Here is a 22,819-nt window from a genome sequence, read left to right as displayed (position 1 = left end):
AAAATGAGAAGTTTCTACCAAAAACTGATAATTATTTATCCGCCCCCCTTTCGGTTCTCATCCGGAATTTCCCCAGTTTCATGAAAGATAAAGTTGTTTTGATTACGGGTGCTTCGTCGGGAATTGGCAAAGCACTCGCTTTTGCGTTTGGCCGCGAGCAGGCTTCCATCGTCATTTGCGCCCGTTCGCCCGAATCGCTCGAAACCGTCCGTGATGAATTGCGCCGGAGCGGCATCGATACCCTGGCCGTTCAGGCCGACGTAAGCCAGGAAGCCGACGTCCGGAAGTTGATCGATGCGACCATCCAAACCTATGGCCGACTCGATATTCTGATCAACAATGCCGGCATCAGCATGCGCTCAATGCTGCGGGATGTGGACCCGGACGTGATTCGGAAAGTGATGGACATCAATTTCATGGGAACGGTGTATGCCACCCGCTACGCGTTGCCCCACATTCTGAAAACCAAAGGTTCCATCGTCGGCATTTCGTCGATTGCCGGCTACCGGGGGCTGCCGGTTCGCAGCGGTTATTCGGCCTCTAAATTTGCCATGAACGGTTTTCTGGAAGCCCTCCGCACCGAACTGCTCGACACCGGCGTTCACGTGCTGGTGGCGTGTCCGGGTTTTACGGCTTCCAACATCCGCGTTTCCTCCCTGAACAACGAGGGCCGGGTGGCGGGAGAAACGATGCGTGACGAGAGTAAAATGATGAGCGCGGAAGAATGTGCCGATCACATCGTAAAGGCCGTCAAGCGCCGGAAACGCGACCTGATTCTGACCTTTCAGGGGAAGCTGACGGTTTTCCTCAACAAATGGATGCCCGGACTCATGGATCGGATGGTGTACAACACCCTGGCGAAGGAGAAAGACTCACCTTTGAGGAAAAAAAATTAGTGAAGAGTTATGAGTGAAGAGTTGGCTGACGCACTTTATTTTCAGCTTGCGTCAGCCAACTAGGACTTTCGCTTTTGCCCCTAAATCCCCTAAAGGGGACCTATAGCGTCCGGATTAAGCCGCGTCCAAGTCCCCTTTAGGGGATTTAGGGGCAAAAAGCGAAAGTCCTACCTACTTTTAATTTTTAACTCTTCACTCATCATCCTTAACTCATTTCAAATTAACCACACACTATCCTTACGGACATAATACAGGCCGTCGTTCCAGAAGACGTGGAGCCAGACGTCCTGGCTGCCGAGGATGTTGACTTTGTGGCCCCGGTTGATGACATCGGCAACCGGAGCCGCCGAAGAAGGGTCGCGCCGGAGCAGAACGCGGTCGCGGTTGATGATCCCGGACTGGTAGCGTTCGGGCAAGTTGACCAGCAGCAGCAAGCCCGTGAGGTAGGCCAGGACGATGAGTTTATGCCGCCTGCGGGCCGGTTCGTGGTTGCGGTATTTCAGCCAGAAAATGCCAAAGGCGTAGGTCCCCAGCAACACCAGCCCCAGCGTGATGTAAAGTCCGTACTGTTTATAGAACAGGTAAAAATAATTCAGGTCGTCGGTTTCATAGCCTCTAAGATTATTCTGAATCGCCACATCGTGCATTTTTTTCAGGATGGCTTCGTCGGGTCGGCGGTCGAAATAAACTTGCAGGTAATAGAGCATTTTGGCCACGTCACCCTGCTTTTCCCACACGTAGGCCAGCTTGAGAAGCATCGGATCAGTTGGTTTGTAGCCTTTTCGCAGATGGGATTCATAGGCCTCTACGGCAGCCGGGTAGAGCCCCGCAGCAAACAGAGAATCAGCCTGATAGAGGGTGACGGACGTCGATGCTGCGACTGCATTTCCGACCCGCAGGAACAGCACAAATGAAAAAAAATAGAGCAATTTTAAAGAGTGACCTTGCATTTTCACGTCAGAAAAGGTACTTTTGCATCGCAATTTTGGGAAGCGACTCAAAATTACAAAAGGTAAAAGTAGAAAGGTTACGGTTTATATCATTTCTTTTCATCTGCTCCTTTTTCCGATCTGGTAGCTCAGCTGGTAGAGCAATACACTTTTAATGTATGGGTCCTGGGTTCGAATCCCAGCCGGATCACTAAAAAAATAAGAAGTCTACAGTTTTCAGTGTTAATTCTTCAGTCGCATCGAGTTCCTCATGTCTGATCACTGACAATTGCTAACGATCTGGTAGCTCAGCTGGTAGAGCAATACACTTTTAATGTATGGGTCCTGGGTTCGAATCCCAGCCGGATCACCAAAAATACAGCGAAGACACGCTTTCTTCACGAACCCGCATCCTTCTCAGGGGCGGGATTTTTATTGCATTCCACCATCCGTTTACGCTCCCGCCAACTTTTTCACCGGCCATTCGTTTTAAAAGCAAATGAATGAACCATCCAATCCATGAAAGCCCTCACACCGGCCTGCCTTTTCTTTCTTTTGATGGTAGGCGCTGCCTGTAGCTCGATTCGTGTCGTTAAAACCGAACCGGCTCCCAACTTTGCGTTGTCGAACTATCGAACGTTTGCCTTTTCAGACATCGAATCGACGGGCGATATTCCCCAGAGCGGTTTTTACCGGTCACAGGTCGATGCGTTGAAAACCGCCATTGAAAAACAACTGGTGAGCAAGGGTTTGCGCCGGGTGGACACGCAGCCGGATCTGATGATGAACATCGGCATTGCCGTCGATGAGAAGACGCAGACCCGTGAAACGAATTTTCGCACCGATCCGCCCTATTACATCGGGCAACGGCGCTATAGCTGGCGGAGTCAGGAAGTCCCCGTGGGAAAATACCGGCAGGGAACGATCGACGTACACCTGATCGATTCGAAGCGGAATGAGATGGTTTGGCAGGGAATTGTGGAAGGGGTTATCCCGAAGAAGCCGGAGAAGCTTCAGAAACAGATCGATGAAGGGATGGAAAAGCTGTTTTCCAAACTCTGATTCGGGTGATTTTCGGCAGAACCAAAAATCACCCGGTTGGTCAGTTTAGCCTTAGAACGGAAGTCCGTTGTCTTCTTCTTCAAACGTCGTCAGAGGACGGTCTGCCGCGGCTGCGCGGGGCTCGGAGCGACGGGGGGCAGCGGCTGGGGCCGGTTGCGGTTCGTATCCTCCTCCACCGCCTTCTGCTGCCTCGATCCGCCAGGCCCGCACGTCGGTATACCACCGGTCGTTGTATTCGCGGGATTCGATGCTGATGGCACATTTCATCGTGTCGCCCGGCGCATACTGCGCCAGTTCGGCGGCTTTTTCGCCCCAGGCCATCAGGCAGACTTGTTTGGGAAACTGGTCGATGGTTTCGAGTACAAATTGTTGCTTCGTCCAGGTTCCGTTTTTCCCCTGACCCGATTGTTCAGGTAAAACTTTCACCAGTTTACCTACTAATTCCATTGCCATATGCTCTCTGTTATTTTCTTTTTGTTTACTACTAGCAGAATTTCGTTTCGTCCGGCGAAGGTTGAAATGAATCGTTGAAGTTACAACTTTTTGGCTTAATTTTCCCCAAAAAACCACCTCATTGATCCCCTGAATTATGAAAATCGGAGTCTTGCTACACGGAAACGGCGTCTACGACGGCACCGAAATTCACGAAGCCGTCCTGACCCTGCTGGCCCTGGCGGAAGTGGGCGCCGAGACGGTTTGCATCGCGCCGGATGTGGACCAATACCACGCGATTAACCACCTGACGGGCGAAGAAATGCCGGAAACCCGCAACGTGCTGGTCGAATCGGCCCGGATTGCACGGGGCAACATCCGGAATCTGGCCACCCTGACTGCCGACGAACTGGATGGTCTGGTGATGCCGGGCGGTTTCGGCACGGCCAAAAATATTACGAAATGGGCATTCGAAGGCCCGCAGGGAGCGATTCTGGAACCGGTGAAGCAATTCATCCTCGACCTGATTTCGCTCAAGAAACCGATTGTCGCGCTGTGCATGAGCCCCACCACGCTGGCCAAAGCCCTGGAAGGCAGCGGGATTTCGGCCACGCTCACGGTGGGTTCGGATCGGGAAGAAAGTCCGTACGAAATCAGTGGAATTGCTGCCGGAATTACTTCGCTGGGCCACCACGCCGAGATGAAAACCGTACGGGAAATTTCAGTCGATCGGGAAAACAAGATTATCAGTGCGCCCTGTTACATGATGGAAGCGTCTATCCTGGACGTCCGCGACAACATCCGGGCCGCCATCGATGAAATGGTGGTGGTGCTGCGGGAAGAATAGATCAGAGAGAGGTGAGAGGATAGACAAGAGAGGTGAGACTTTTCAAACGTACTCTTTTTGTCTCTCTTGTCTATCCTCTCACCTCTCCAAAAAACACTGGCTCTTCTATCGGGAGAAGAGCCAGGTTCAGTGCTAACCTATGATGAACGAACCAGTCCGGCCGGTTACGACCCACTATACGTTCTGGGTCATAAAGGCACGGAGCTTGCTGCACTTACTGATGGTCGCATCATTTTTTAGTAATAAGTAAGGACGTCTTGGTTTTTTGAGCGCAAGTGTCTACTTTTGCATCCACAAAAAATACGGTTTCCTGTCCATGTGGTGGAATTGGTAGACACGCCATCTTGAGGGGGTGGTGCCGTCATGGTGTGAGGGTTCGAATCCCTCCGTGGACACAGAAAAGAACTAAAACCGCCAAATCAAGCTGATTTGGCGGTTTTTCTGTTTCAAACCGGTGTCTTTAATCCCTAAAATAATTCAGGATAAACTTTAAACTTATGCCTACATTCTACCTCATTCGTCATGCAGAGAGTGAAGGAAACCAAAAACCGCATTTGATATGTGGCCGTTCTAACCACTACCTGTTATCAAACGAGGGAATTGCGCAATCAGAAAAGCTTGGCCGACGATTAAAAGAAGAATGTATTCAGTTTAAGCATTGGTTTTCCAGTCCTGCCGAACGAACCGTGCAAACTGCAGCCATTATTGGACGTATTGCTAATCTACCTCAAGCCCTGCTCTCGGACCAACTACAGGAGCAATGGATGGGAGATTGGGAAGGTCAGCTACGAACTCAGATATACACAGAGGAAACCGTACGGATCATGAGTACTGACAATTGGCATTTTAAGGACCACAACGGGGAATCCCAGTTCGAGGTGGAAAATAGAATGTATGATTTTATAAGTCCACTTTTGACGTTACCTTCTGAAGTAACAGTTGGAATTGTTACACATGGTATGGCAATAAAGTGCTTGCTGCGTAAAATATTGGACTCTTCTCCTGCGATGACTCATAAAATTCAGCTAAACAACACTTCATTGACAATTTTGAGATATACTCATTCTGACTGGTACATTGAACGGGTTAATGACTATTCTCATCTTTTAAAATCTACAGTTTAAAAAATTCACCAAAACCTATTTAGGACTTTCGCTTTTTGCCCCTCAATCCCGAAACGTCGGCCCGGCCTAAAGGGGACTGTCAAATCCGGATGCTAAAAGTCCCCTTTAGGCCGGGCCGACGTTTCGGGATCGAGGGGCGTTTTAAATGCAAATAAATTTATCAGACGTAAGTCCTACTATTATTTGGATTGCTATTATTGGACACTTTCACCTTCGGGTTGCTCCTGTAATCTGACCTTGCATTTTCCAATAAATCATCAAGTGCAGATTGCCAGGCAATAGGGATTTTTTCTGCTCACTTAAACCCGGTTTCTCTCCTATACCCGCTGCTGCCGCCGAACTGACGCTTTTTCCAGGGCGGTTTTCAGCACATCAAGCAAGAGCGGTTTGGAAATGTAATCGTCCATGCCGGCTTCCAGACACTCCTGCTCATCTTCTTTCATGGCATTGGCCGTCATCGCAATGATGATGGGCTGCGGACCAGCCTGACGGCGAATGCGCCGGGTGGCTTCCAGACCGTTCATTTCCGGCATCTGAACATCCATCAAAATGGCATCATACGATTTTCCCTGCAACATGGCCAGCACTTCGCTCCCGTTTTGGGCCAGATCGGGCTGATACCCCAACTTGTTCAGAATGTTCAGAATAAGTTTCTGATTGGCCAGATAATCCTCCGCAACCAGAATATCGAGGGGGTTTTGCCGGGCAAAGTCGTCGGATAAACTGTGCTGAATGGGTCGAAAAACCGTCGACTGGTTCTCGTCGGGCTGTTTCAGTTGCCGTTGAACCAGATCGAAAAGCTGCTGTTGGCGGATGGGTTTGGTCAGAATCGCCGAAAAAAGATCCGGGTATGATTTTCGGGTTTCTTCACCCACCGAACTCAGCAGAATGATCGGGAGCCGGGGATGCTGCATCCGGATGTTCCGGGCCAGTTCCACCCCGTTCATTCCCGGCATCTGCATATCGGTAACAACCAGTTGAAACAACGGATTGGCCGACAGAAGTGTCAGCGCCTGGGCGCCCGACAAGGCCGTAACCGGTACCAGCTTCCACTGCTCAAGTTGCGATTTCAGAATGGTCAGGTTAGTCTGGTTATCATCGACCACCAACACCCGTTTGCCCTCGTTTTCGGTGGTATTGAACAAAATATAATGCCGCTTGGCCTGTTGACTGACCCGGCAACGAACGGTAAAGGTGAAGGTAGTGCCCCGGCCCTCCTCGCTTTCGACGTCGATTTCACCACCCATCAATTTGACCAGCCGCTCGCTGATGGCCAGCCCCAGACCCGTTCCGCCATAGCGCCGGGTCATGGATGAATCGACCTGGGAGAACGCCTTGAAAAGCCGCTGACGTTTGTCTTCAGGAATGCCAATGCCCGTGTCCCGTACCTGAAACGCCAGCTCCAGCTCGTTGTCGTTGATGCGCTGACGAACGTCGGCCCGCACAAACACCTCGCCTTTGTGGGTGAATTTGACCGCATTTCCGACCAGGTTGATCAGAATCTGACGCAACCGCAACCCGTCTCCAATCACATGCAGCGGCACCTGATGCTCAAACTGATAGACCAGATCCAGCCCATTTTCGGCGGCTTTTCCGGCAAACAGATCCAGCACGTCCTCCACACAATGCAGCAGGTCGATGTCGCCCTCTTCCAGTTCCAGACTTCCGGATTCGATCTTGGAAAAATCAAGAATGTCATTGATTACGCCCAACAGGTTCGTTCCGCACTGGTGAATGGTGTCGACGTATTCGTGCTGTTCTTCCGACAGTTCCGTTTCCTGCAACAAATAGGTCATGCCCAGCACGCCGTTCATGGGCGTCCGGATTTCGTGGCTCATCGTGGCCAGAAAAACGCTCTTGGCCTGGTTGGCTTGCTCCGCTTCTTCCCGGGCCTTTTTTTCCTGTATCTGCTGCTCGTGAATTTCTTCAACCAGGGCCTGCAAATGTTCCGACTGGGATTGGAGTTCTTCTTTTTGGTAAAGCACCTGGGCCGTCCGCTCGGTCACGATTTCTTCCAGTTTCTCTTTTTGGGCCTTGAGCGCCCGGGTTCGCCAGCGGATAATCAGGTTGGGGCTGGCCAGAAATGCCAGGGCCATCAGCGATCCGAACCACCAGGTTTGCCAGAACGGCGGTTTGATGATGACCCGGAAAGCCGTCCCCTGTTCATTCCAAACGCCGTCGTTGTTGGACGCCTTCACCCGAAAGGTGTAAAAACCGGGGTCGAGGTTGGTGTAGGTAACCACCCGTTTGTGGTTTTTGTAGTTCCAGCCCTGATCAAACCCTTCCAGTTTGTAGGCATACTGGTTTTTTTCGGGCAGGGAATAATTCAAGGCGGCAAATTCGAAGGTAAGCGTCGATTGTTCGGCAGATAGGCTGATTTTGTTCGACCGGAGCCAGACGGGCTGGTCGAAAACGTGCAGACTCGTGATGTAAACCGGCGGAATATCGGGATTATCCCGCAGACTATCGGGTGAAAACACGTTCATTCCCCCGATGCCCCCAAAGTATAACTCGCCCTGCCTGGTTTTGAAAACCGACATGCGGTTGAAAAAACCCCGTTGCAGGCCATCGCCGGTGTCATAATTGCGAAACGTCTGGTTGTTCTGATCGAAGCGGGCGAGTCCTTTGTTGGTGCTGATCCAGATGTTGCCACGCCGGTCGCTGGTAATGGCCCGAATCACTTCGTTGGTCAGCCCGTTTTTCTTTCGGAAAGCCACAAAAGTCTGTTTTCGCCGGTCGAAACGGTTCAGACCACCGTTGGTGCCCACCCAGAGTTTGCCGGTGGGGTCTTCATACAGGCTGTTGATCAAATTATGGCTGATCGTGCCGGCCACCTGCCGGTTGTGCCGGTACACTGTAAAGGTGCCGGTTTCGGGATTAAACCGGTTTAAACCACCGCCTTCCGTCCCTACCCACAAGGTGCCGGTGTGGTCGTAGCAGAGTGAACTGATGTAGCCCTCGCTGATGCTGCCGGGGCGGGAAGGGTCAGGCCGGAAGTGCGTGAACTGCCCGGTTTTTTTGTCGTACCGACTGATACCAGCCCCCAGCGTTCCCAGCCAGATTTCTCCTTTTTTGCCCTCAACGAGGGTGCAAACCGTTTCGTGGCTGAGTCCTTTGGCATTGTTGGTTTGCCGGAAGTTGGTGAACGTGCCGGTCGATTGATTAAACAGGCTGAGACCTCCCTTGTAGTTTCCCACCCAAATATCCTTGTCGGAATCCTGATAGACACTCATGATAAAGTTACTGCCTACACTGCCCGGATCGGTCGGACGGTGTTTGTAGTACTGGTATTTTTGTGTGGATTTCATCAGGACATTCAAGCCTCCCCCATCCGTTCCCATCCACAAATTGCCCTGCGGGTCCACCAGCATCGACATGATGTTGGTGTTGTTCAGCGTATTCGGATTATTTTTATCCCGCCTGTAGAGCACAAATTTGGCCGGTTGGTGATCCAGAAAATTGATTCCCTGGTTATACGTACCAATCCACATGTTGCCGCTGCGATCCCGGCAAATGGCATACACCGACGCATCATTGATGCCGTCTTCCTGGTTTTCGTCGTACAGATACCGGGTAAACCTGGTGCGGTTTTGATTGAGCACACTGATTCCACCGTTTTCGGTTCCAATCCATAAATTCCCATGGCGATCTTCTCCGAGCGAATTCAAATCATTGTGACTAATGGTGCCCGGATCGGCCGAATTGTACTGATAGCGTGTAAAGGTTTCCAGGTCGGGATTCAGCCGGTTGAGCCCGCCCCCTTCCGTGGCAATCCAGAGTTGACCCTTCGAATCCTCAAACAGTTGCCGAAGATTATTGTGGCTCAGCGACGACGGATCGGCCGGGCGGTTTTCATAGTGCTGAAACGTATGTGTGACGGTATCCAGCCGGTTGAGCCCTCCGCCAAAAGTCGATACCCAGATCCGGCCCGCGCGGTCGATCACCACATCCTGAACCAAATCACTGCTCAAACTGGTGGGGACACCGGGCTGATGGCTGTAAGGCGTAAAGGTATGGTCGACGGGATTGAACCGGTTGAGACCTCCGTCGGTTCCGATCCAGAGATGGCCGTTCCGGTCTTCGGAAATGGCAGTTACCCGGTTGTTATTCAAGCTTTTAGAATCTCGCTCAATGCGTTTATACGATGTAAAGCCTCCGGTTTTTTTATCAAACAGACATAACCCCCCGGCGTCGGTTCCGACCCACAGGCGGCCCTGCCGGTCTTCATAGAGGGAGCGAACATAATTATCACTCAGGCTGTTGTGCCGGTGTGGATCATTGCGGTAAACCGTAAACGAATAACCGTCGTAGAGATTGAGTCCATCCTGCGTTCCAAACCACATAAAGCCCTGCTGATCCTGAATAATACAGGTGACATTGCTTTGGGAAAGTCCGTCATGGGTAGTAATGTGCTTAAACCGTACCGGCCCCGTCTGGGCTACGGAAGCGGAAAAAACCAGGAAAAAGGCCAGCAGCGAGAGAATAAAGATTTTCATGAAAAGGCCCAGAGATTCTAAAAGTGCAAGATAGGTTTATTCTTAGATACTTTATATAGCTGTCTGATAATTGCTATGCCTAACAAAAATTGATCCTGATTTTCGGGATTGACCACTAGCTACTTTTACGGTACGGTTTTTAATCTTTTTCACCTATTATTCCATCCTATGGCCCGGCATTCTCTTCCTTATAGCCGAGAAATTTGGTATCTTACAAGTGCTCAACAACTGATTTTTCCATGTGTTATTCCGTCAATGCCCTGGCTGAACTGGTCGAATTGGCAAAATTGAATAAAATCTCTCAGTATCCGGATTCGTACGTTCCAGCCGGAAAAATTTCCGGTTTTACTCATCCGCTGTTGCCCGTTATTACGCAGGAAAATCCGCGGGAAATCCAGCTTTTTCAATGGGGATTACTACCCGCCTGGGCCAAAGAAGACCAAGCGGCCGAACTGGCCAACATGACCCTCAATGCCAGGGAAGATTCGATCTTCGAAAAACCGTCTTTTCGGGATAGCATCGGCTCGAAACGCTGCCTGCTGCTGATCGACGGTTTTTACGAATGGCGTCACGAAGGGAAACAGAAAATTCCGTATTACATCACCCTGACGGATCAAAGACCGTTTGCGCTGGGCTGCATTTATTCGGTCTGGAAAAACCGGCCGACGTTCTCGATCGTGACCACCAATGCCAACCCGCTGATGGCCTACATCCACAACACCAAAAAGCGCATGCCGCTCATTCTGAACCGCGAAGAAGAACGGCGCTGGCTTGACCCGGAGCTGACCAAGGCCGAAATCAGGGAGCTGATGCAGCCGCTGGACGAGGGGCAGATGGAAGCGAAGGTGATAGCGTAATGGCTTCAATTCACTCCCAACACCCGATCAACCCGCGCAATAACCGCCCGTAAATCGTCAGAACTGTTCACGTAATCCAGCTCGTTCACATCGATCACCAGCAACTTTCCGGCGGTGTAGTCGGCCGTAAAAGCTTCGTAATACCGGTTTAAATTCGCCAGATACGCCGGGCTGATGGATCTCTCATAGTCCCGGCCCCGCTTGCGGATCTGCTCCCGCAGTTTGGGAATATCCGCGCGCAGGTAAATCATCAGATCCGGCGGACGAACCAGTTCCAGCAAGTTTTCGAACACCCGGCGGTAGGTCTGGTAATCGCGCGGACTCATCAAACCGCTCTCGTGCAGGTTGCGGGCAAAAATGGAGGCATCCTCATAAATCGTTCGATCCTGCACCACCGACCGGTTTCCGGTATTGATCGTCAGCATCTGCTCAAACCGGCTGTTCAGAAAATAAATCTGGAGGTTGAACGACCAGCGACTCATATCTTCGTAGAAATCCACCAGATACGGATTGTCATCGACGGCTTCTCTCAGGACTTCCCACCCATAATGTGTGCCTAGTAAATGGGCCAGTGTCGTTTTGCCGGCCCCGATATTTCCGGTTATCGCGATGTGCATAGCGGTCATCAGTTACCCAAACGTGGACGTCAGGGATACTTTTTGTATCTTTGTGTGTGAACCAGTGACAGGAATTGTTTGTGTTATGAAGCCCTATCGCGTTTTATTATATTACTGCTATACAACCATTGAAAACCCGGAGCAGTTTCGGGATGAACACCACCGGCTGTGCATCCGGCTCAATTTGCTGGGCCGAATCATCATCGCGCCCGAGGGTTTGAACGGCACGGTGTCGGGTTTGCCCGCCGATTGTGACGAATACATGCGGATTGTGAAGTCCGACCCGCGGTTTGAAAGCCTGGAATTCAAGGTCGATGATTACGCCAGCCACGCTTTTCAGAAACTGAACGTGCGGTTGAAAGACGAGATCGTCAATTCCGACCTGCCCGTTGACCCGCGCATAAAAACCGGCATTCACCTCGAACCGGATGAATTCCGGCAGATGAAGGACGACGAAGACGTGGTGTTGATCGACATGCGTTCCAATTACGAACATTCCGTCGGCAAATTCAAAGGAGCGATTACGTTCGACATGGAGAATCTGCGGGAACTGCCGCAGCACATGGACGAAATCAAACACCTGAAAAACAAAAAAATCATTACGTATTGCACGGGCGGTATCAAATGCGAAAAAGCCAGTGCGTACCTGCTCGATCAGGGGTTTGAGAACGTTTACCAGCTTCACGGCGGTATTATCAAATACGGCATTGAAGAAGGCGGTGAAGACTTCGACGGCAAGTGTTACGTGTTCGATAACCGGGTCGCGGTCGATGTCAACCAGGTGAACCCGGTGGTGATTTCAACCTGCTACCGCTGCGGCACCCACACCGATCGAATGATTAACTGCGCCAGCCCGGCCTGTAACAACCACGTAACGCTCTGCGAAGCGTGTGGAGCCGAACACCAGGGAACCTGCGCGGATGCCTGCAAAAACGATCCGGCCCTGCGCCCCTACGACGGCACCGGCTATTACGCGAAGGAAACGCGGGGGTATTCGCCCCTGCTGGGCTACCGGAGTCAGCAATCAACCCTGAGTCACTAAAGGTTTTTCGAGAACAAAATCATTCATCCAGTACGGTCCAATCGGAATGTCTTCTTCCCGGACCACTTTAAAGCCCAGCCGTTCGTAGAATTGCCGGGCTTTGTTATACCGGTTTACGTTCAGATACAGGCGGTTTCCGCCAGCCGCCAGGCACCGACGGATGACTTCTTCCAGCAAAAGCCGACCGGTTCCCTTGCCCTGTTCGGTCGGCAATACGTAGATTTTGTGTAACTTAAACCGCTCGTCGTCGGCTTCATTCCGCGAGAATGCCGCAAAACCGGTCAATTTCAGATTGGAAAAGGCCAGAATAAACTCCTGTTTTTCGACGGTCATTTGCTCCCGGAGGGCCTCCTGTGAATAAATGGCCTGAAACATGTACGTAATCTGTTCCTGGTCGAGAATGGCACGGTAGGTCGGCTCCCAGATTTGTTCCTGCAGGGCAATGATGGATTCGATGTCGGAAAGCGTTGCGGTTTTGAACTCGAGTGACATGTAGTTTACGATTTAGCCGTACAAAATTAACGGAAAAGATGGGAGACGAGCGGGAAAAGAGACGAAACCCTTACCTTTGGCATCCAGTAAACACACAAACCGAAGTATCATGTCGGAACAAAAACCGCTTATTCTAGTCACAAACGATGATGGCATTACCGCCCACGGCATTCGAACGCTGGTGGGTTTAATGAAACAACTGGGTGACGTTGTGGTGGTTGCACCCAACAGCCCGCAGTCGGGCATGGGTCACGCCATCACGATTGCCTCTCCCCTGCGCTTAAACGAAGTCGATCTTTATCCGGGGACGCCCGCCTATGAATGCTCCGGGACGCCCGCCGATTGTGTCAAGCTGGCGAAACATTTTGTGCTGAAAGACCGCAGTCCTGATCTGGTGGTGAGCGGCATCAATCACGGCAGCAATACGTCCATCAGTGTGCTGTATTCGGGAACCATGTCGGCGGCCATCGAAGCGGCCATCGAAGGCATTCCCGCGATCGGTTTTTCGCTCTGTGATTACGCCCACGAACCCGATTTTTCCCATACCCACGACCATATTCTGAAAATTGCCGGACACGCCCTCGAACACGGTATTCCCAAAGGCGTTACGCTGAATGTCAATTTTCCGGCCAAATCGGACAAACCTTTGCAGGAAATCCGGATCTGTCGGCAGGCGGATGCGCGCTGGCAGGAAGAATTCGATCAACGCAAGGACCCCTACGGCCGGAGCTACTTCTGGATGTCCGGAAAATTTGTCAATGACGATACCGGCGAGGATACCGACGAATACGCGCTGTCGCAAAACTGCACATCGGTGGTTCCCTGCCAACTGGATCTGACGGATTACAAGATCATTGAAACGATGAAATCCTGGAATATCAACGAACGGAATTCGGCCATCCCGGCGCCCGCTGAACCGAATGAACTGCTCGAAACCGGTAAACAACAATCCTAACGATTTTGCCCTATGGCCTTATTAGGAAGCTTATTGAAAAGGGGTATTTCGCTGACCAACGTGGTTCGGCGGAAAAAATTGAATGCCCTCAAACTACAGAAGAAAACCTTTGTCAAGCTGATCGGAAAAGCCCGTTACACGCAATTTGGACAGGCTTTTCAGTTTGAAGATATTGAGAATGCCGCCTTTTTCGAAGACGAAAAGGCATTTTATAACAAGTTTCGGGAGATTGTTCCCATTTATGATTACAACAAGATTTACAAGGACTGGTGGCAACGGTCGATCAACGGCGAAAAAAACGTCTGCTGGCCGGGTCGGGTCAAGTATTTTGCGCTGAGTTCCGGCACCTCGGAAGCAGCTTCCAAATACATTCCCGTTACAAAAACCATGTCGAAGGCGATTCAGAAAACCAGCATCCGGCAAATTCTGAGCCTGGGTCGCTACCAGCACCTGCCCTCGCAACTCTACGAAAAGGGCTTTCTGATGCTGGGGGGCAGCACGACACTGAATTACCGCGATAACCATTTTGAAGGCGATTTGAGCGGGATTACGGCCAGCCAGATTCCATTCTGGTTTCAGCAGTTTTATAAACCGGGCAAAGAAATTGCGCAGGAACGCGACTGGGCGTTGAAACTGGACGAAATTACGGAACAGGCGAGTCAGTGGGACATCGGTTTTGTGGTGGGCGTTCCGGCCTGGATTCAGTTGCTAATGGAGAAAATCATCGCCCATTACAAGGTCAAAACCATTCACGACATCTGGCCGAATCTGATGGTGTTCTGCCACGGCGGGGTATCGTTCGAACCCTATCGGCACGGTTTTGAGCACCTGCTGGCCCGTCCGATCACCTACATCGAAACGTATCTGGCGTCGGAAGGCTTTATTGCCTACCAGACGCACCCCAACGCGGAAGGCATGCAGTTGGTGCTCGACAACGGCATTTTTTTTGAATTTATCCCCTTCAACGACGAAAATTTCAATGCCGACGGCGAGGTGATCGACAAACCACAGGCGCTGATGATCGACGAAGTGGAGGAAGGAAAGGAATACGCCCTGCTGATTTCGACCTGTTCGGGAGCCTGGCGGTATCTGATCGGTGATACGATCAAATTTGTCTCCAAAAAACACAGCGAGATCGTCATTACCGGACGCACCAAGCACTTTTTGAGCCTGTGCGGAGAACACCTGTCGGTGGATAACATGAACAAAGCCGTTGAGCTGGCTTCGCAGGAACTCAACATCGATGTGCGGGAGTTTACGGTCGCCGGTATTTCCCACGACACTCTTTTCGCCCACCACTGGTACATTGGCACCAACGACCCGGTCGATGAAACGGTTTTGAAAAACCTCATCGACGCCAAATTGAAAGAACTGAATGATGATTACGCGGTGGAACGCCGACACGCCCTCAAGGATGTATTTGTTACTGTTTTACCCGCCACTACCTTCTACAAGTGGATGGAAGCCAAGGGAAAAATGGGCGGTCAGAACAAATTTCCCCGGGTTTTGAAGAAAAATATGATCTCCGACTGGGAAGGCTTTTTGAAAACGCAGGGCATCGAAGTGGGTGCTGCGCGCCTGTAACCCCGTCAGCGATTCTAACCGCTGTCAGGGTCTTCGACCGCTGACGGGGTTAGAATCGCTGACGGGGTTATGTCCGGTTATTGCTTCAACATCGCAATCAGTGGATCGTATAGCCGGGTCCAGGCCAGTTGCAGGGAAATGAAAATGAAGACGACCCCGGTGACCCGGTTAAAGATCAGCACGACTTTGGGCGTAAAAAAACGTTTCAGTTTGTGGGCAAAAACCGCCAGAGCCGATTCGGTCAGGAAGATACTGACCAGACTGGCGATCATAAAACCGTAGCGTTCCTGGTGGCTGTAGTGCAGCGAATTGGTCAGGTAAGCCGCCAGCGTAACCCAGGTAATGAAGTTGATCGGATTGATGGCATTCAGGACAAAACCCGTCGTAAAGTAGTAGAGGAAATTACCGAAGCGGGTTTTCGGATACGCCAGCCGGGGCGTCCCTTTAAAGAGGTTGGCAACGCCCATCGCCATCAGGAGAATCACGCCAAACAGCGTTAAATAGAACTCAAAACCGTCGATCTGGGGTAGAAAAGCCGTACCGAACAACGCACAAACGACAAAAATGGCATCGCAAACCACCACGCCAAAGGCAATCTTGATGCCCGAGCGGTAGCCATTGTCGACACTGTTTTGCATCAGGGAAAAAAATACGGTTCCGAACGTCAGGCAAAGCAGAATACCCGCTATGAAACCGTAGAAAATAGCTTCAATCATCATGCGATCAGATCTGTTTCAAGCGCGCTACTTTCAGCAGGGCGCAGACGCTGAGGGCATCGGTAATTTCACTATTCATCACCATGTCAACGGCGTCCGCTAAGGAAACCCGCCGGATTTGCAATTGTTCCGTTTCTTCCGGTTCGTGCGCTCCCTGGCTCAGTTCCTCGGCGATGTACAGAAAGCCCTCCTCGTCGGTGGCCGAATTGGAGGTGTGAATGCGGCCAATCATCGTCCACTTTTCGGCTTCCAGACCGGTTTCTTCTTTCAGTTCGCGCCGGGCCGATTCCAGCAAATCCGTGCCAACGGGAGCACCGCCTTCCGGCACCTCCCAGGAATACTCATCGAGCGGATAGCGATATTGGCCTACCAGGTAGGTATACCCATCCTGATCGATGGGCACCACGACCACCGCTTTATTCTTGAAACTGACCACCCCATAGATGCCGGGGGTGTTAGCGGGTGTAACCACCTCTTCATGTCTGATTTTCAACCAGTTGTTGTCGTACACAACCGTTGACGTAAGCGTTTTCCAGGGATTTTCCGTAAACTCCATACCAGCAAATGTAAAGAGAAATCCTTTACAGTTTGCTACCTTTGCAGGCTATAAACCAGCCAACGGCTTCATGCAACCCAGTCAGCGAATCAAATACAAGTGGATGTCGATCTCATTGGGACTGAGTGTGGCACTGATGATTCTCAAATTCACGGCCTGGTGGCTGACGTCGTCCACGGCGGTTTTGACGGATGCCCTCGAATCCATTATCAACGTGATTGCCAGTGGGTTTGCCTTGTACAGCATTTACCTTTCCGGACAGCCCCGCGACCGAAATCATCCGTACGGCCACGGTAAAATTGAATTTTTCTCGTCTGGATTTGAAGGGGCGTTAATTCTCTCGGCGGGGCTTTTCATCATTTTCCAGGCCATTCAATCCTTTTCCGATCCGCAATCCATCACCAACCTGGACTGGGGTCTGGCGCTGATTGCCCTGACCACGGTGGCCAACGCCCTGGTGGGCTGGCTGCTGATCCGAAACGGACGGTCAACCCGTTCAATCACCCTCATTGCCGACGGCCGTCACCTGCTGGTCGATAGCCTGAGCAGTTTGATCGTGGTGGTGGGCATCGGCCTCATCTGGCTCACCGATTTGACCTGGCTCGACGGTGTGTTGTCGCTCATTCTGTCCGGGGTGATCATTTTCAACGGCCTCGGCCTGATCCGGCACTCGGTAGCGGGTTTGATGGACGAAACCGATCTGGCGCTGCTACAACGCATTCTCAACATTCTGAATCAGCACAAGCGCAGCAACTGGATCGATATTCACAACACGCGCGTGCAGCGGTACGGGGCCGATCTGCACATCGACTGCCATTTGACGTTGCCTTACTACTGGACGCTGGCGCAGGTTCACCAGGAAGTTCACGAGTTTGAAGAGGTGCTGAAGCGGGAAATTGATACGGAAGTGGAAATATTCATTCACGTCGATCCGTGTTTGCCCGAGTGTTGCCACTATTGCCGCATTGCCGACTGTCCGGTGCGGGCTCACGCGTTCTCCGGTGATGTGGAATGGACGATTGCCAACATTTCGACCAACCAAAAACACTTTGTCACGGAAGCCGAGCCGAATTGATGCGGTTCTTTTTCAAAAAAATTTCACAAAATCCGATTAAAAAAGTTGGCCGTTATCAACTTTTTTGTAATTTTCGGTGAGAATTTAGTGCTCAAATGAGATACTTAATTCAGGTTGTATTCATATCTCGGTTAAAAAGGCCCCCGCACACGCTGCTGAGGGCCTTTTTCCTTTTTGAGTTATACTTTAGTTATACACCTCCCAAAATAGATATTTATCAAGCGGCATTCTAAACCGGGAGGGAACTATTCGGCTTTTCCCCATCTTCCAATCCCCAGGATCTTTCAGCCATCACTTTTGAGACTTTCAGCAGGATTTTGAATGGCCGCAATAAAAGAGCGATAGCCTACCGTAAACAGTGCGATAAGCAGTGAAGCAAAAAAACCAGTTATGAAAATTCCTATTCCTGGCTCCACGCGCTCAGGAAATTCCATCAACATTCCGATACCCGCAAAATGTGCCAGTGGGGCGGCAACTGCAAAAGAGATCATAATCAGCACTGCCGATTCTTTTGTGAACATCATCATAATATTTGAGATCGTAGCCCCAAATACTTTGCGAATCCCAATTTCTTTTGTACGCTGTATCGCCATAAAGGAAACTAATCCATACAAACCCAGGCATCCGATCAATATGGCCAGAAAAGAAGCGGTTCCGAGAATAGAAAACATTACATTATACGATCCATACTCCCGGTTCAAAGAATCATCCATAAACTGATATTTACAAAGGTAATCCGGGTAAACGCTTTTCCAGGCCCTCTCAATACCGGCCAGGGTTTCAGATGCGTTACTGGCGGAGATACTCATCGCTACGCCTGTAAATTTGTGTGGGTTAAACAGAATGCTTACGGGATCAACTTTATTGCTCATTGGCTGTGTATAAGAATCCCTGATGACTCCTCGGATCACAACGGTCTTTCCCTTCAATACATAGGTCTTCCCAATAGCGGATGCGGGATTTGCAAGGCCCAGCGTCTTGATCAAAGCCTGGTTGACCAGGACCTGTGAAGAAGTTCCGTCCGTATCGGAAGACAAATTCCTTCCCGCCAACAATTCCATCCGAAAGGTGTGAATGTATGAGGTGTCAGCATAGCTGATCATTCCAGCGTGTTTTTTTTGCTTGTCGATATAGATTTCGCCCATTTCGTTGCCCACGTTTCCAAAACTATAGCTAACGAGGCCCGGCACTTTTTGTAATTCATACCGCAGCTTCTGATGTTGCTGCTTTTCATTCCCCCGAAGCGATGGAATCACAACAATTTTCTTTGGATCGAAAGGGGTTGGACGATCCTTGAAATGACTAACCTGATTGATCATAATGGTCGTTACAATGATCAATAGCTGTGCAGCGGCAAATTGTGAAATAACAAGTGCTCTTCGGATCGGGAGCCCTTTGGATTTTCCTTTAAAAGTTTGGGATTGCAGGGCCAAAACAGGTTTGTATCCTGATAGGATAAAGGAAGGATAAAAACCAGCCAAAAGGGTTACAAAAATAGTCACACAGGCACTAAACAGCCATGTAGAGGGGTCGTTTAAAAAATTTAATTGGTAATTTACCCCGTATGCCTGATTAAGCTGCGTTAAACTTGCCTTTGACAGTACCAATCCCACAACAACAGCTAACAACGTAATGATGAAAGCTTCAGTCACATACTGTACAATGAGCTGAAGACGGCTGCTGCCCATGGTTTTTCTAACGCCTACCTCCCTGGCCCTTTTCAATGATTGGGCTGTTGCCAAATTCACAAAATTAATACAGGCAATAAAAGCAATCATTCCGGCAATGATTGCCAAAATTGTCATAACCGGTACCGGGAAGTCGTAGGTAAAACTGGTGTAATCGTAATTCCTGTCGTGGTTATCTTCCAGGGGCAGTAAAAAAAATGTTGTATTTTTCGCTCTGTCCTCTCTCAGATATTTATTGACAACATTTTTGAACTGACTATCGATCTTATCCTTTTTCGTGTTGTGGTTAAATACCACATAAGTTGCTCCAGCACCAACTGTTTCCCAATTATTGACCTGGTCTGGGACAAACATGGCCAGTGACGGATAAGATATCAGAATACTATACGGATGATCCGTGTTTGTAGGGGGCGCTTCGACAATTCCCGACACAGTCAGGTTTAGCTTATTTTCCAACACAAAAGTTTTCCCCAGGGCTTCACGGGGTCCGCCAAGAAATTTTTCGGCGAAAACATCCGTAACAACCACAGAATTCGGATTGGTTAACGCGTCCGCTTTGTTACCAGCTATCCACTTCACATCAAAGACATCAAAATAGTGCTGGTCAGCAAAAAAAGCGTATTGATCTTCAAATAGATCGGTTCCTCTGGAAAACTGGTAAACTTGTAAACAATAGACACCGGTCACCGCTTCGAGCCCAGAAACATCCTTTCGGATAGCCTCTGCCAAAGGTGAATAATTACAACCATTAAACTGGGTTCCATTTTCAGTTTGTTGGTATAAGTTCACCCGGTAAATTCGACTCGATTTGCTGTGATATTTATCAAAGGAAGTTTCATATCTGACGATTACGAAAATGACCATACAACAAGCAACGCCGAGAGACAGGCCCAATAAATTAATAACAGCGTATAATCTGTTCTTTTTTAGATTCCTAAATGCCGTAATTAAAAAGCTTCTGAACATACAAAGTAAGGTTAACAAGGTGAAGTCAATAGTACGTTAATGGTCATTGTGAGATCGCCCTCTATCTGTATTAGTGTATTAGATAGATAGTACACCGTAAATGTATTGCATTAGAAACTGATTTCAAAATCCATTCAGTTGGTGGTTAAATCAAAAGGACCTTTTTAGTATCTTTCCTCCTGATACATGTACCAGTTTCGAGATTAACCCATTTAAAACGATTAACCTATGACATCGCGTCGCTCCTTTTTAAAACAACTCAGCGTCCTGACCGCCACGGCGTCGGCCTTTCCCGCTCTGGCTGAGGCCGCTGCCAAAAAACCGTTCTTCGAGATTTCCCTGGCCGAATGGTCGCTGCACAAGGCGTTGTTCAACGAGAAAAAAATTACGAACCTGGACTTTCCGGCCCTCGCTAAAAATGAATTTGGCATCGATATCGTCGAATACGTCAACCAATTTTTCAAGGACAAGGCGCAGGATGCTACCTATCTAAAAGAACTGATGATGCGCTGCAAGGACAACGGCGTTCGGAATCACCTGATTATGATCGACGGAGAGGGCTACCTGGGCGAAACCGATGCGGCCAAACGCAACGAAGCCGTTGAAAAACACAAGCCCTGGGTCGAATGCGCCAAAACGTTGGGCTGCAAAACCATCCGCGTCAATGCCTTTGGAAAAGGAACGGCAGAAGAAGTGGCCAAAGCCGCCGTGGAAGGACTGGGAAAACTGGGCGAATTTGCCAAAACCATGAACATCAACGTGATTGTCGAAAACCACGGCAGTTACTCGTCCAACGGCCAGTGGCTGACGGGCGTGATGAAGCAGGTCAACATGAAAAACGTCGGTATTCTGCCCGATTTCGGCAATTTCTGCATCAAACGCAGCGACAATTCCGAATGGGGCGGCAAATGTGTGGAAGAATACGACCGCTACAAGGGCGTGGGTGAAATGATGCCGTTCGCCAAGGGTGTCAGTGCCAAAACCCACGATTTCGACGCCAGCGGCAACTGCACGGACACCGACTACATGCGCATGATGAAAATCGTGAAAGACAGCGGTTTCAAAGGCATCGCCGGGATCGAATACGAAGGCTCAACCCTGAGCGAATACGAAGGCATCAAAAAAACAAAAGCGCTTCTGGAGCGCGTGGGAACTCTAATTTAGTTAAGAGTGATGAGTTAAGAATTAAAAGTTAAATGCGTGCTTGTGCCATTAACTCTTAATTCTTAACTCATCACTCTTAACTACAAAGCAGCGGTTGGTTCGCTAACGTGGCGCAGGAATTCCTGGCGGGTGGCTTCATCGGACTTGAATTTGCCGCCGTAATGCACCGTAACCGTCGAGCTGTTGACATCCTGGACCCCGCGCATCGAAACGCACAGGTGCCGGGCGTCGATTACCACCGCCACGTCCTCGGTTTCCAGCACGGCTTTCAACTCATTGGCAATCTGCACCGTTAACCGCTCCTGCACCTGGGGGCGCTTGGCGAAATACTGCACAATGCGGTTGAGTTTGGACAAACCAATTACCTTCCCACTCGAAATATAGGCCACGTGGGCGCGGCCGATGATCGGGACAAAATGGTGTTCACAGTGCGAATGAACGGTGATGCCTTTTTCCACCAGCATTTCATTGTACTGGTATTTGTTTTCAAACAGGGCCGCCTGCGGTTTTTTTGCCGGATTGAGTCCGCTGAAAATTTCCTTCACGTACATTTTAGCGACACGCCGGGGCGTTCCTTTCAGGCTGTCATCGGTTAAATCCAAGCCTAAAATGTTCATAATGTGCCGAAAATGGCCTTCAATCAGGTCCATTTTTGCCTCATCACTCAAGTCAAAGGCATCATCACGCAACGGAGTTTCGATGGAAGACGCCACGTGGTCATCACCCATTTCATCGACTGTTACGTCATGAAGCAGGTCATAAGCAGGATGATGGCCGTTAGACCGGGTATTCAACGAAGTTCCGTTCGGTTTCATAGAGTCTGATTTTCAAATCCAGAGATGAATCTAGCTGGCTGCGCAGCGAATCGTAAATAACAATGGCAATGTGTTCGGCGGAGGGATTGAGGGTTTTAAATTCTTCCGTGTCTAAATTGAGGTTTTTGTGGTCAAACCGGTCCGTAACACGGTCTTTGATCAAATCACTGAGCAATTTCATGTCCATGACGAAACCCGTAACAGGGTCAACCTCGCCCGTGACCTGCACAATCAGCTCATAATTATGGCCGTGGTAATGAGGATTATTGCACTTGCCAAAAACCCGTTTGTTCTCTTCATCCGACCATTCCGGAATGTGGAGACGATGAGCCGCGTTGAAGTGTTCTTTACGGAACACTGCTACCCGTTTTTTGTCCATTCTGTCAGAACCGGTCGCCCGGATTTTTCGATTGATACTAATTCTCGACCAAAATGTCGTCAGAAAGGTTGTCTGCAACACATTTGAGCCGTCAAGCGGTGGGATAGTCCGCCTTCAGGAAGCAATT

Annotated in this window: 20 protein-coding genes and 3 tRNA genes; 13 read left to right on the top strand and 10 right to left on the bottom strand. The window is 50.0% G+C overall.

Features of this window, described 5'->3' with window-relative positions; genetic code table 11:
• The first annotated feature begins 80 nt into the window (after positions 1-80).
• The gene (locus DUE52_RS13725) at positions 81-896 is read left to right on the top strand and encodes an SDR family oxidoreductase (RefSeq protein ID WP_114406585.1); all 816 of its coding nucleotides are present in this window, start codon (positions 81-83) and stop codon (positions 894-896) included.
• Between the two features lie 215 nt (positions 897-1,111).
• On the opposite strand, the gene DUE52_RS13720 is transcribed toward DUE52_RS13725, so the two are convergent.
• Positions 1,112-1,846 carry an SH3 domain-containing protein gene (locus DUE52_RS13720; RefSeq protein WP_114406584.1) on the bottom strand — a complete coding sequence of 245 codons (735 nt, stop codon included), beginning with the start codon at positions 1,844-1,846 and terminating at the stop codon, positions 1,112-1,114.
• Positions 1,847-1,963: 117 nt separating this feature from the next.
• Between DUE52_RS13720 and DUE52_RS13715 the strand changes: the two genes are divergently transcribed.
• The 3 genes from DUE52_RS13715 (at position 1,964) to DUE52_RS13705 (ending at position 2,887) form a co-directional block, all read left to right on the top strand.
• A tRNA-Lys gene (locus DUE52_RS13715) sits at positions 1,964-2,036 on the top strand.
• 86 nt (positions 2,037-2,122) lie between these two features.
• Positions 2,123-2,198 (top strand) — tRNA-Lys (locus DUE52_RS13710).
• A gap of 146 nt (positions 2,199-2,344) precedes the next feature.
• The gene (locus DUE52_RS13705) at positions 2,345-2,887 is read left to right on the top strand and encodes a DUF4136 domain-containing protein (RefSeq protein ID WP_229312161.1); all 543 of its coding nucleotides are present in this window, start codon (positions 2,345-2,347) and stop codon (positions 2,885-2,887) included.
• Between the two features lie 51 nt (positions 2,888-2,938).
• On the opposite strand, the gene DUE52_RS13700 is transcribed toward DUE52_RS13705, so the two are convergent.
• The gene (locus DUE52_RS13700) at positions 2,939-3,334 is read right to left on the bottom strand and encodes a DUF3127 domain-containing protein (RefSeq protein WP_374755899.1); all 396 of its coding nucleotides are present in this window, start codon (positions 3,332-3,334) and stop codon (positions 2,939-2,941) included.
• A gap of 142 nt (positions 3,335-3,476) precedes the next feature.
• On the opposite strand from DUE52_RS13700, the gene elbB reads away from it, so the two are divergent.
• From elbB to DUE52_RS13685, 3 genes are all read left to right on the top strand, one after another.
• Entirely contained in the window at positions 3,477-4,166 is a 690-nt protein-coding gene (elbB, locus tag DUE52_RS13695) for an isoprenoid biosynthesis glyoxalase ElbB (RefSeq protein ID WP_114406582.1), read from the top strand.
• A 312-nt stretch (positions 4,167-4,478) separates the two neighbouring features.
• A tRNA-Leu gene (locus tag DUE52_RS13690) sits at positions 4,479-4,561 on the top strand.
• 102 nt (positions 4,562-4,663) lie between these two features.
• Positions 4,664-5,290: a histidine phosphatase family protein gene (locus tag DUE52_RS13685; RefSeq protein WP_114406581.1), complete on the top strand. Its 627-nt coding sequence runs from the start codon at positions 4,664-4,666 to the stop codon at positions 5,288-5,290.
• A 317-nt stretch (positions 5,291-5,607) separates the two neighbouring features.
• Here DUE52_RS13685 and DUE52_RS13680 read toward each other — a convergent pair whose 3' ends face one another.
• Positions 5,608-9,786, bottom strand: a complete 4,179-nt coding sequence (locus tag DUE52_RS13680; RefSeq protein WP_114406580.1) for a hybrid sensor histidine kinase/response regulator — start codon at positions 9,784-9,786, stop codon at positions 5,608-5,610.
• A gap of 239 nt (positions 9,787-10,025) precedes the next feature.
• Here DUE52_RS13680 and DUE52_RS13675 point away from each other — a divergent pair, with 239 nt between their 5' ends.
• On the top strand, positions 10,026-10,643 hold the full coding sequence (locus DUE52_RS13675) for an SOS response-associated peptidase (RefSeq protein WP_114406579.1): 618 nt from the start codon (positions 10,026-10,028) through the stop codon (positions 10,641-10,643).
• A 5-nt stretch (positions 10,644-10,648) separates the two neighbouring features.
• Here DUE52_RS13675 and DUE52_RS13670 read toward each other — a convergent pair whose 3' ends face one another.
• Positions 10,649-11,260 carry a deoxynucleoside kinase gene (locus DUE52_RS13670; RefSeq protein WP_114406725.1) on the bottom strand — a complete coding sequence of 204 codons (612 nt, stop codon included), beginning with the start codon at positions 11,258-11,260 and terminating at the stop codon, positions 10,649-10,651.
• 85 nt (positions 11,261-11,345) lie between these two features.
• Here DUE52_RS13670 and trhO point away from each other — a divergent pair, with 85 nt between their 5' ends.
• Entirely contained in the window at positions 11,346-12,302 is a 957-nt protein-coding gene (gene trhO / locus DUE52_RS13665; protein ID WP_114406578.1) for an oxygen-dependent tRNA uridine(34) hydroxylase TrhO, read from the top strand.
• Here the strand turns inward: trhO and DUE52_RS13660 are convergent.
• On the bottom strand, positions 12,285-12,794 hold the full coding sequence (locus DUE52_RS13660) for a GNAT family N-acetyltransferase (protein WP_114406577.1): 510 nt from the start codon (positions 12,792-12,794) through the stop codon (positions 12,285-12,287). The genes trhO and DUE52_RS13660 overlap by 18 nt on opposite strands.
• Positions 12,795-12,903: 109 nt before the next feature.
• On the opposite strand from DUE52_RS13660, the gene surE reads away from it, so the two are divergent.
• On the top strand, positions 12,904-13,749 hold the full coding sequence (surE, locus tag DUE52_RS13655; RefSeq protein ID WP_114406576.1) for a 5'/3'-nucleotidase SurE: 846 nt from the start codon (positions 12,904-12,906) through the stop codon (positions 13,747-13,749).
• A 12-nt stretch (positions 13,750-13,761) separates the two neighbouring features.
• Complete coding sequence (locus DUE52_RS13650) at positions 13,762-15,333, top strand: GH3 auxin-responsive promoter family protein (protein ID WP_114406575.1); 1,572 nt, start codon at positions 13,762-13,764, stop codon at positions 15,331-15,333.
• 77 nt (positions 15,334-15,410) lie between these two features.
• Here the strand turns inward: DUE52_RS13650 and DUE52_RS13645 are convergent, their stop codons facing one another.
• Both DUE52_RS13645 and DUE52_RS13640 read right to left on the bottom strand, forming a co-directional pair.
• Positions 15,411-16,052, bottom strand: coding sequence for a LysE family translocator (locus tag DUE52_RS13645; RefSeq protein ID WP_374755898.1), 642 nt, complete (start codon positions 16,050-16,052; stop codon positions 15,411-15,413).
• Positions 16,053-16,056: 4 nt separating this feature from the next.
• Positions 16,057-16,605 carry an NUDIX domain-containing protein gene (locus tag DUE52_RS13640; RefSeq protein ID WP_114406574.1) on the bottom strand — a complete coding sequence of 183 codons (549 nt, stop codon included), beginning with the start codon at positions 16,603-16,605 and terminating at the stop codon, positions 16,057-16,059.
• A gap of 70 nt (positions 16,606-16,675) precedes the next feature.
• On the opposite strand from DUE52_RS13640, the gene DUE52_RS13635 reads away from it, so the two are divergent.
• Complete coding sequence (locus tag DUE52_RS13635) at positions 16,676-17,680, top strand: cation diffusion facilitator family transporter (protein WP_114406573.1); 1,005 nt, start codon at positions 16,676-16,678, stop codon at positions 17,678-17,680.
• 284 nt (positions 17,681-17,964) lie between these two features.
• Here the strand turns inward: DUE52_RS13635 and DUE52_RS13630 are convergent, their stop codons facing one another.
• On the bottom strand, positions 17,965-20,334 hold the full coding sequence (locus tag DUE52_RS13630; RefSeq protein WP_114406572.1) for an ABC transporter permease: 2,370 nt from the start codon (positions 20,332-20,334) through the stop codon (positions 17,965-17,967).
• A gap of 228 nt (positions 20,335-20,562) precedes the next feature.
• On the opposite strand from DUE52_RS13630, the gene DUE52_RS13625 reads away from it, so the two are divergent.
• Positions 20,563-21,498 carry a sugar phosphate isomerase/epimerase family protein gene (locus DUE52_RS13625; RefSeq protein WP_114406571.1) on the top strand — a complete coding sequence of 312 codons (936 nt, stop codon included), beginning with the start codon at positions 20,563-20,565 and terminating at the stop codon, positions 21,496-21,498.
• An 80-nt stretch (positions 21,499-21,578) separates the two neighbouring features.
• On the opposite strand, the gene folE is transcribed toward DUE52_RS13625, so the two are convergent.
• A complete protein-coding gene (gene folE / locus DUE52_RS13620) occupies positions 21,579-22,313 on the bottom strand; it encodes a GTP cyclohydrolase I FolE (RefSeq protein WP_114406570.1) in 735 nt (244 codons plus the stop codon).
• Positions 22,276-22,692 (bottom strand): 6-carboxytetrahydropterin synthase, encoded by a 417-nt coding sequence (locus DUE52_RS13615; RefSeq protein WP_114406569.1) that lies wholly within the window; start codon positions 22,690-22,692, stop codon positions 22,276-22,278. Before DUE52_RS13615 ends, folE begins: the two co-directional genes overlap by 38 nt.
• Positions 22,693-22,819 lie beyond the last annotated feature (127 nt).

It is taken from the genome of Larkinella punicea (assembly GCF_003334855.1).
Taxonomy (GTDB): Bacteria; Bacteroidota; Bacteroidia; order Cytophagales; family Spirosomataceae; genus Larkinella; species Larkinella punicea.
The sequence above is the reverse complement of the archived record's forward strand: the minus strand, read 5'-3'. Positions and strand labels throughout refer to the sequence as shown.

Excerpts from the sequence above, each read along its gene's own strand:
- DUE52_RS13725 (WP_114406585.1), top strand. The coding sequence starts at position 81 with ATGAAAGATAAAGTTGTTTTGATTACGGGTGCTTCGTCGGGAATTGGC.
- DUE52_RS13720 (WP_114406584.1), bottom strand. The coding sequence starts at position 1,846 with ATGCAAGGTCACTCTTTAAAATTGCTCTATTTTTTTTCATTTGTGCTG.
- DUE52_RS13705 (WP_229312161.1), top strand. The coding sequence starts at position 2,345 with ATGAAAGCCCTCACACCGGCCTGCCTTTTCTTTCTTTTGATGGTAGGC.
- DUE52_RS13700 (WP_374755899.1), bottom strand. The coding sequence starts at position 3,334 with ATGGAATTAGTAGGTAAACTGGTGAAAGTTTTACCTGAACAATCGGGT.
- elbB (WP_114406582.1), top strand. The coding sequence starts at position 3,477 with ATGAAAATCGGAGTCTTGCTACACGGAAACGGCGTCTACGACGGCACC.
- DUE52_RS13685 (WP_114406581.1), top strand. The coding sequence starts at position 4,664 with ATGCCTACATTCTACCTCATTCGTCATGCAGAGAGTGAAGGAAACCAA.
- DUE52_RS13680 (WP_114406580.1), bottom strand. The coding sequence starts at position 9,786 with ATGAAAATCTTTATTCTCTCGCTGCTGGCCTTTTTCCTGGTTTTTTCC.
- DUE52_RS13675 (WP_114406579.1), top strand. The coding sequence starts at position 10,026 with ATGTGTTATTCCGTCAATGCCCTGGCTGAACTGGTCGAATTGGCAAAA.
- DUE52_RS13670 (WP_114406725.1), bottom strand. The coding sequence starts at position 11,260 with ATGCACATCGCGATAACCGGAAATATCGGGGCCGGCAAAACGACACTG.
- trhO (WP_114406578.1), top strand. The coding sequence starts at position 11,346 with ATGAAGCCCTATCGCGTTTTATTATATTACTGCTATACAACCATTGAA.
- DUE52_RS13660 (WP_114406577.1), bottom strand. The coding sequence starts at position 12,794 with ATGTCACTCGAGTTCAAAACCGCAACGCTTTCCGACATCGAATCCATC.
- surE (WP_114406576.1), top strand. The coding sequence starts at position 12,904 with ATGTCGGAACAAAAACCGCTTATTCTAGTCACAAACGATGATGGCATT.
- DUE52_RS13650 (WP_114406575.1), top strand. The coding sequence starts at position 13,762 with ATGGCCTTATTAGGAAGCTTATTGAAAAGGGGTATTTCGCTGACCAAC.
- DUE52_RS13645 (WP_374755898.1), bottom strand. The coding sequence starts at position 16,052 with ATGATGATTGAAGCTATTTTCTACGGTTTCATAGCGGGTATTCTGCTT.
- DUE52_RS13640 (WP_114406574.1), bottom strand. The coding sequence starts at position 16,605 with ATGGAGTTTACGGAAAATCCCTGGAAAACGCTTACGTCAACGGTTGTG.
- DUE52_RS13635 (WP_114406573.1), top strand. The coding sequence starts at position 16,676 with ATGCAACCCAGTCAGCGAATCAAATACAAGTGGATGTCGATCTCATTG.
- DUE52_RS13630 (WP_114406572.1), bottom strand. The coding sequence starts at position 20,334 with ATGTTCAGAAGCTTTTTAATTACGGCATTTAGGAATCTAAAAAAGAAC.
- DUE52_RS13625 (WP_114406571.1), top strand. The coding sequence starts at position 20,563 with ATGACATCGCGTCGCTCCTTTTTAAAACAACTCAGCGTCCTGACCGCC.
- folE (WP_114406570.1), bottom strand. The coding sequence starts at position 22,313 with ATGAAACCGAACGGAACTTCGTTGAATACCCGGTCTAACGGCCATCAT.
- DUE52_RS13615 (WP_114406569.1), bottom strand. The coding sequence starts at position 22,692 with ATGGACAAAAAACGGGTAGCAGTGTTCCGTAAAGAACACTTCAACGCG.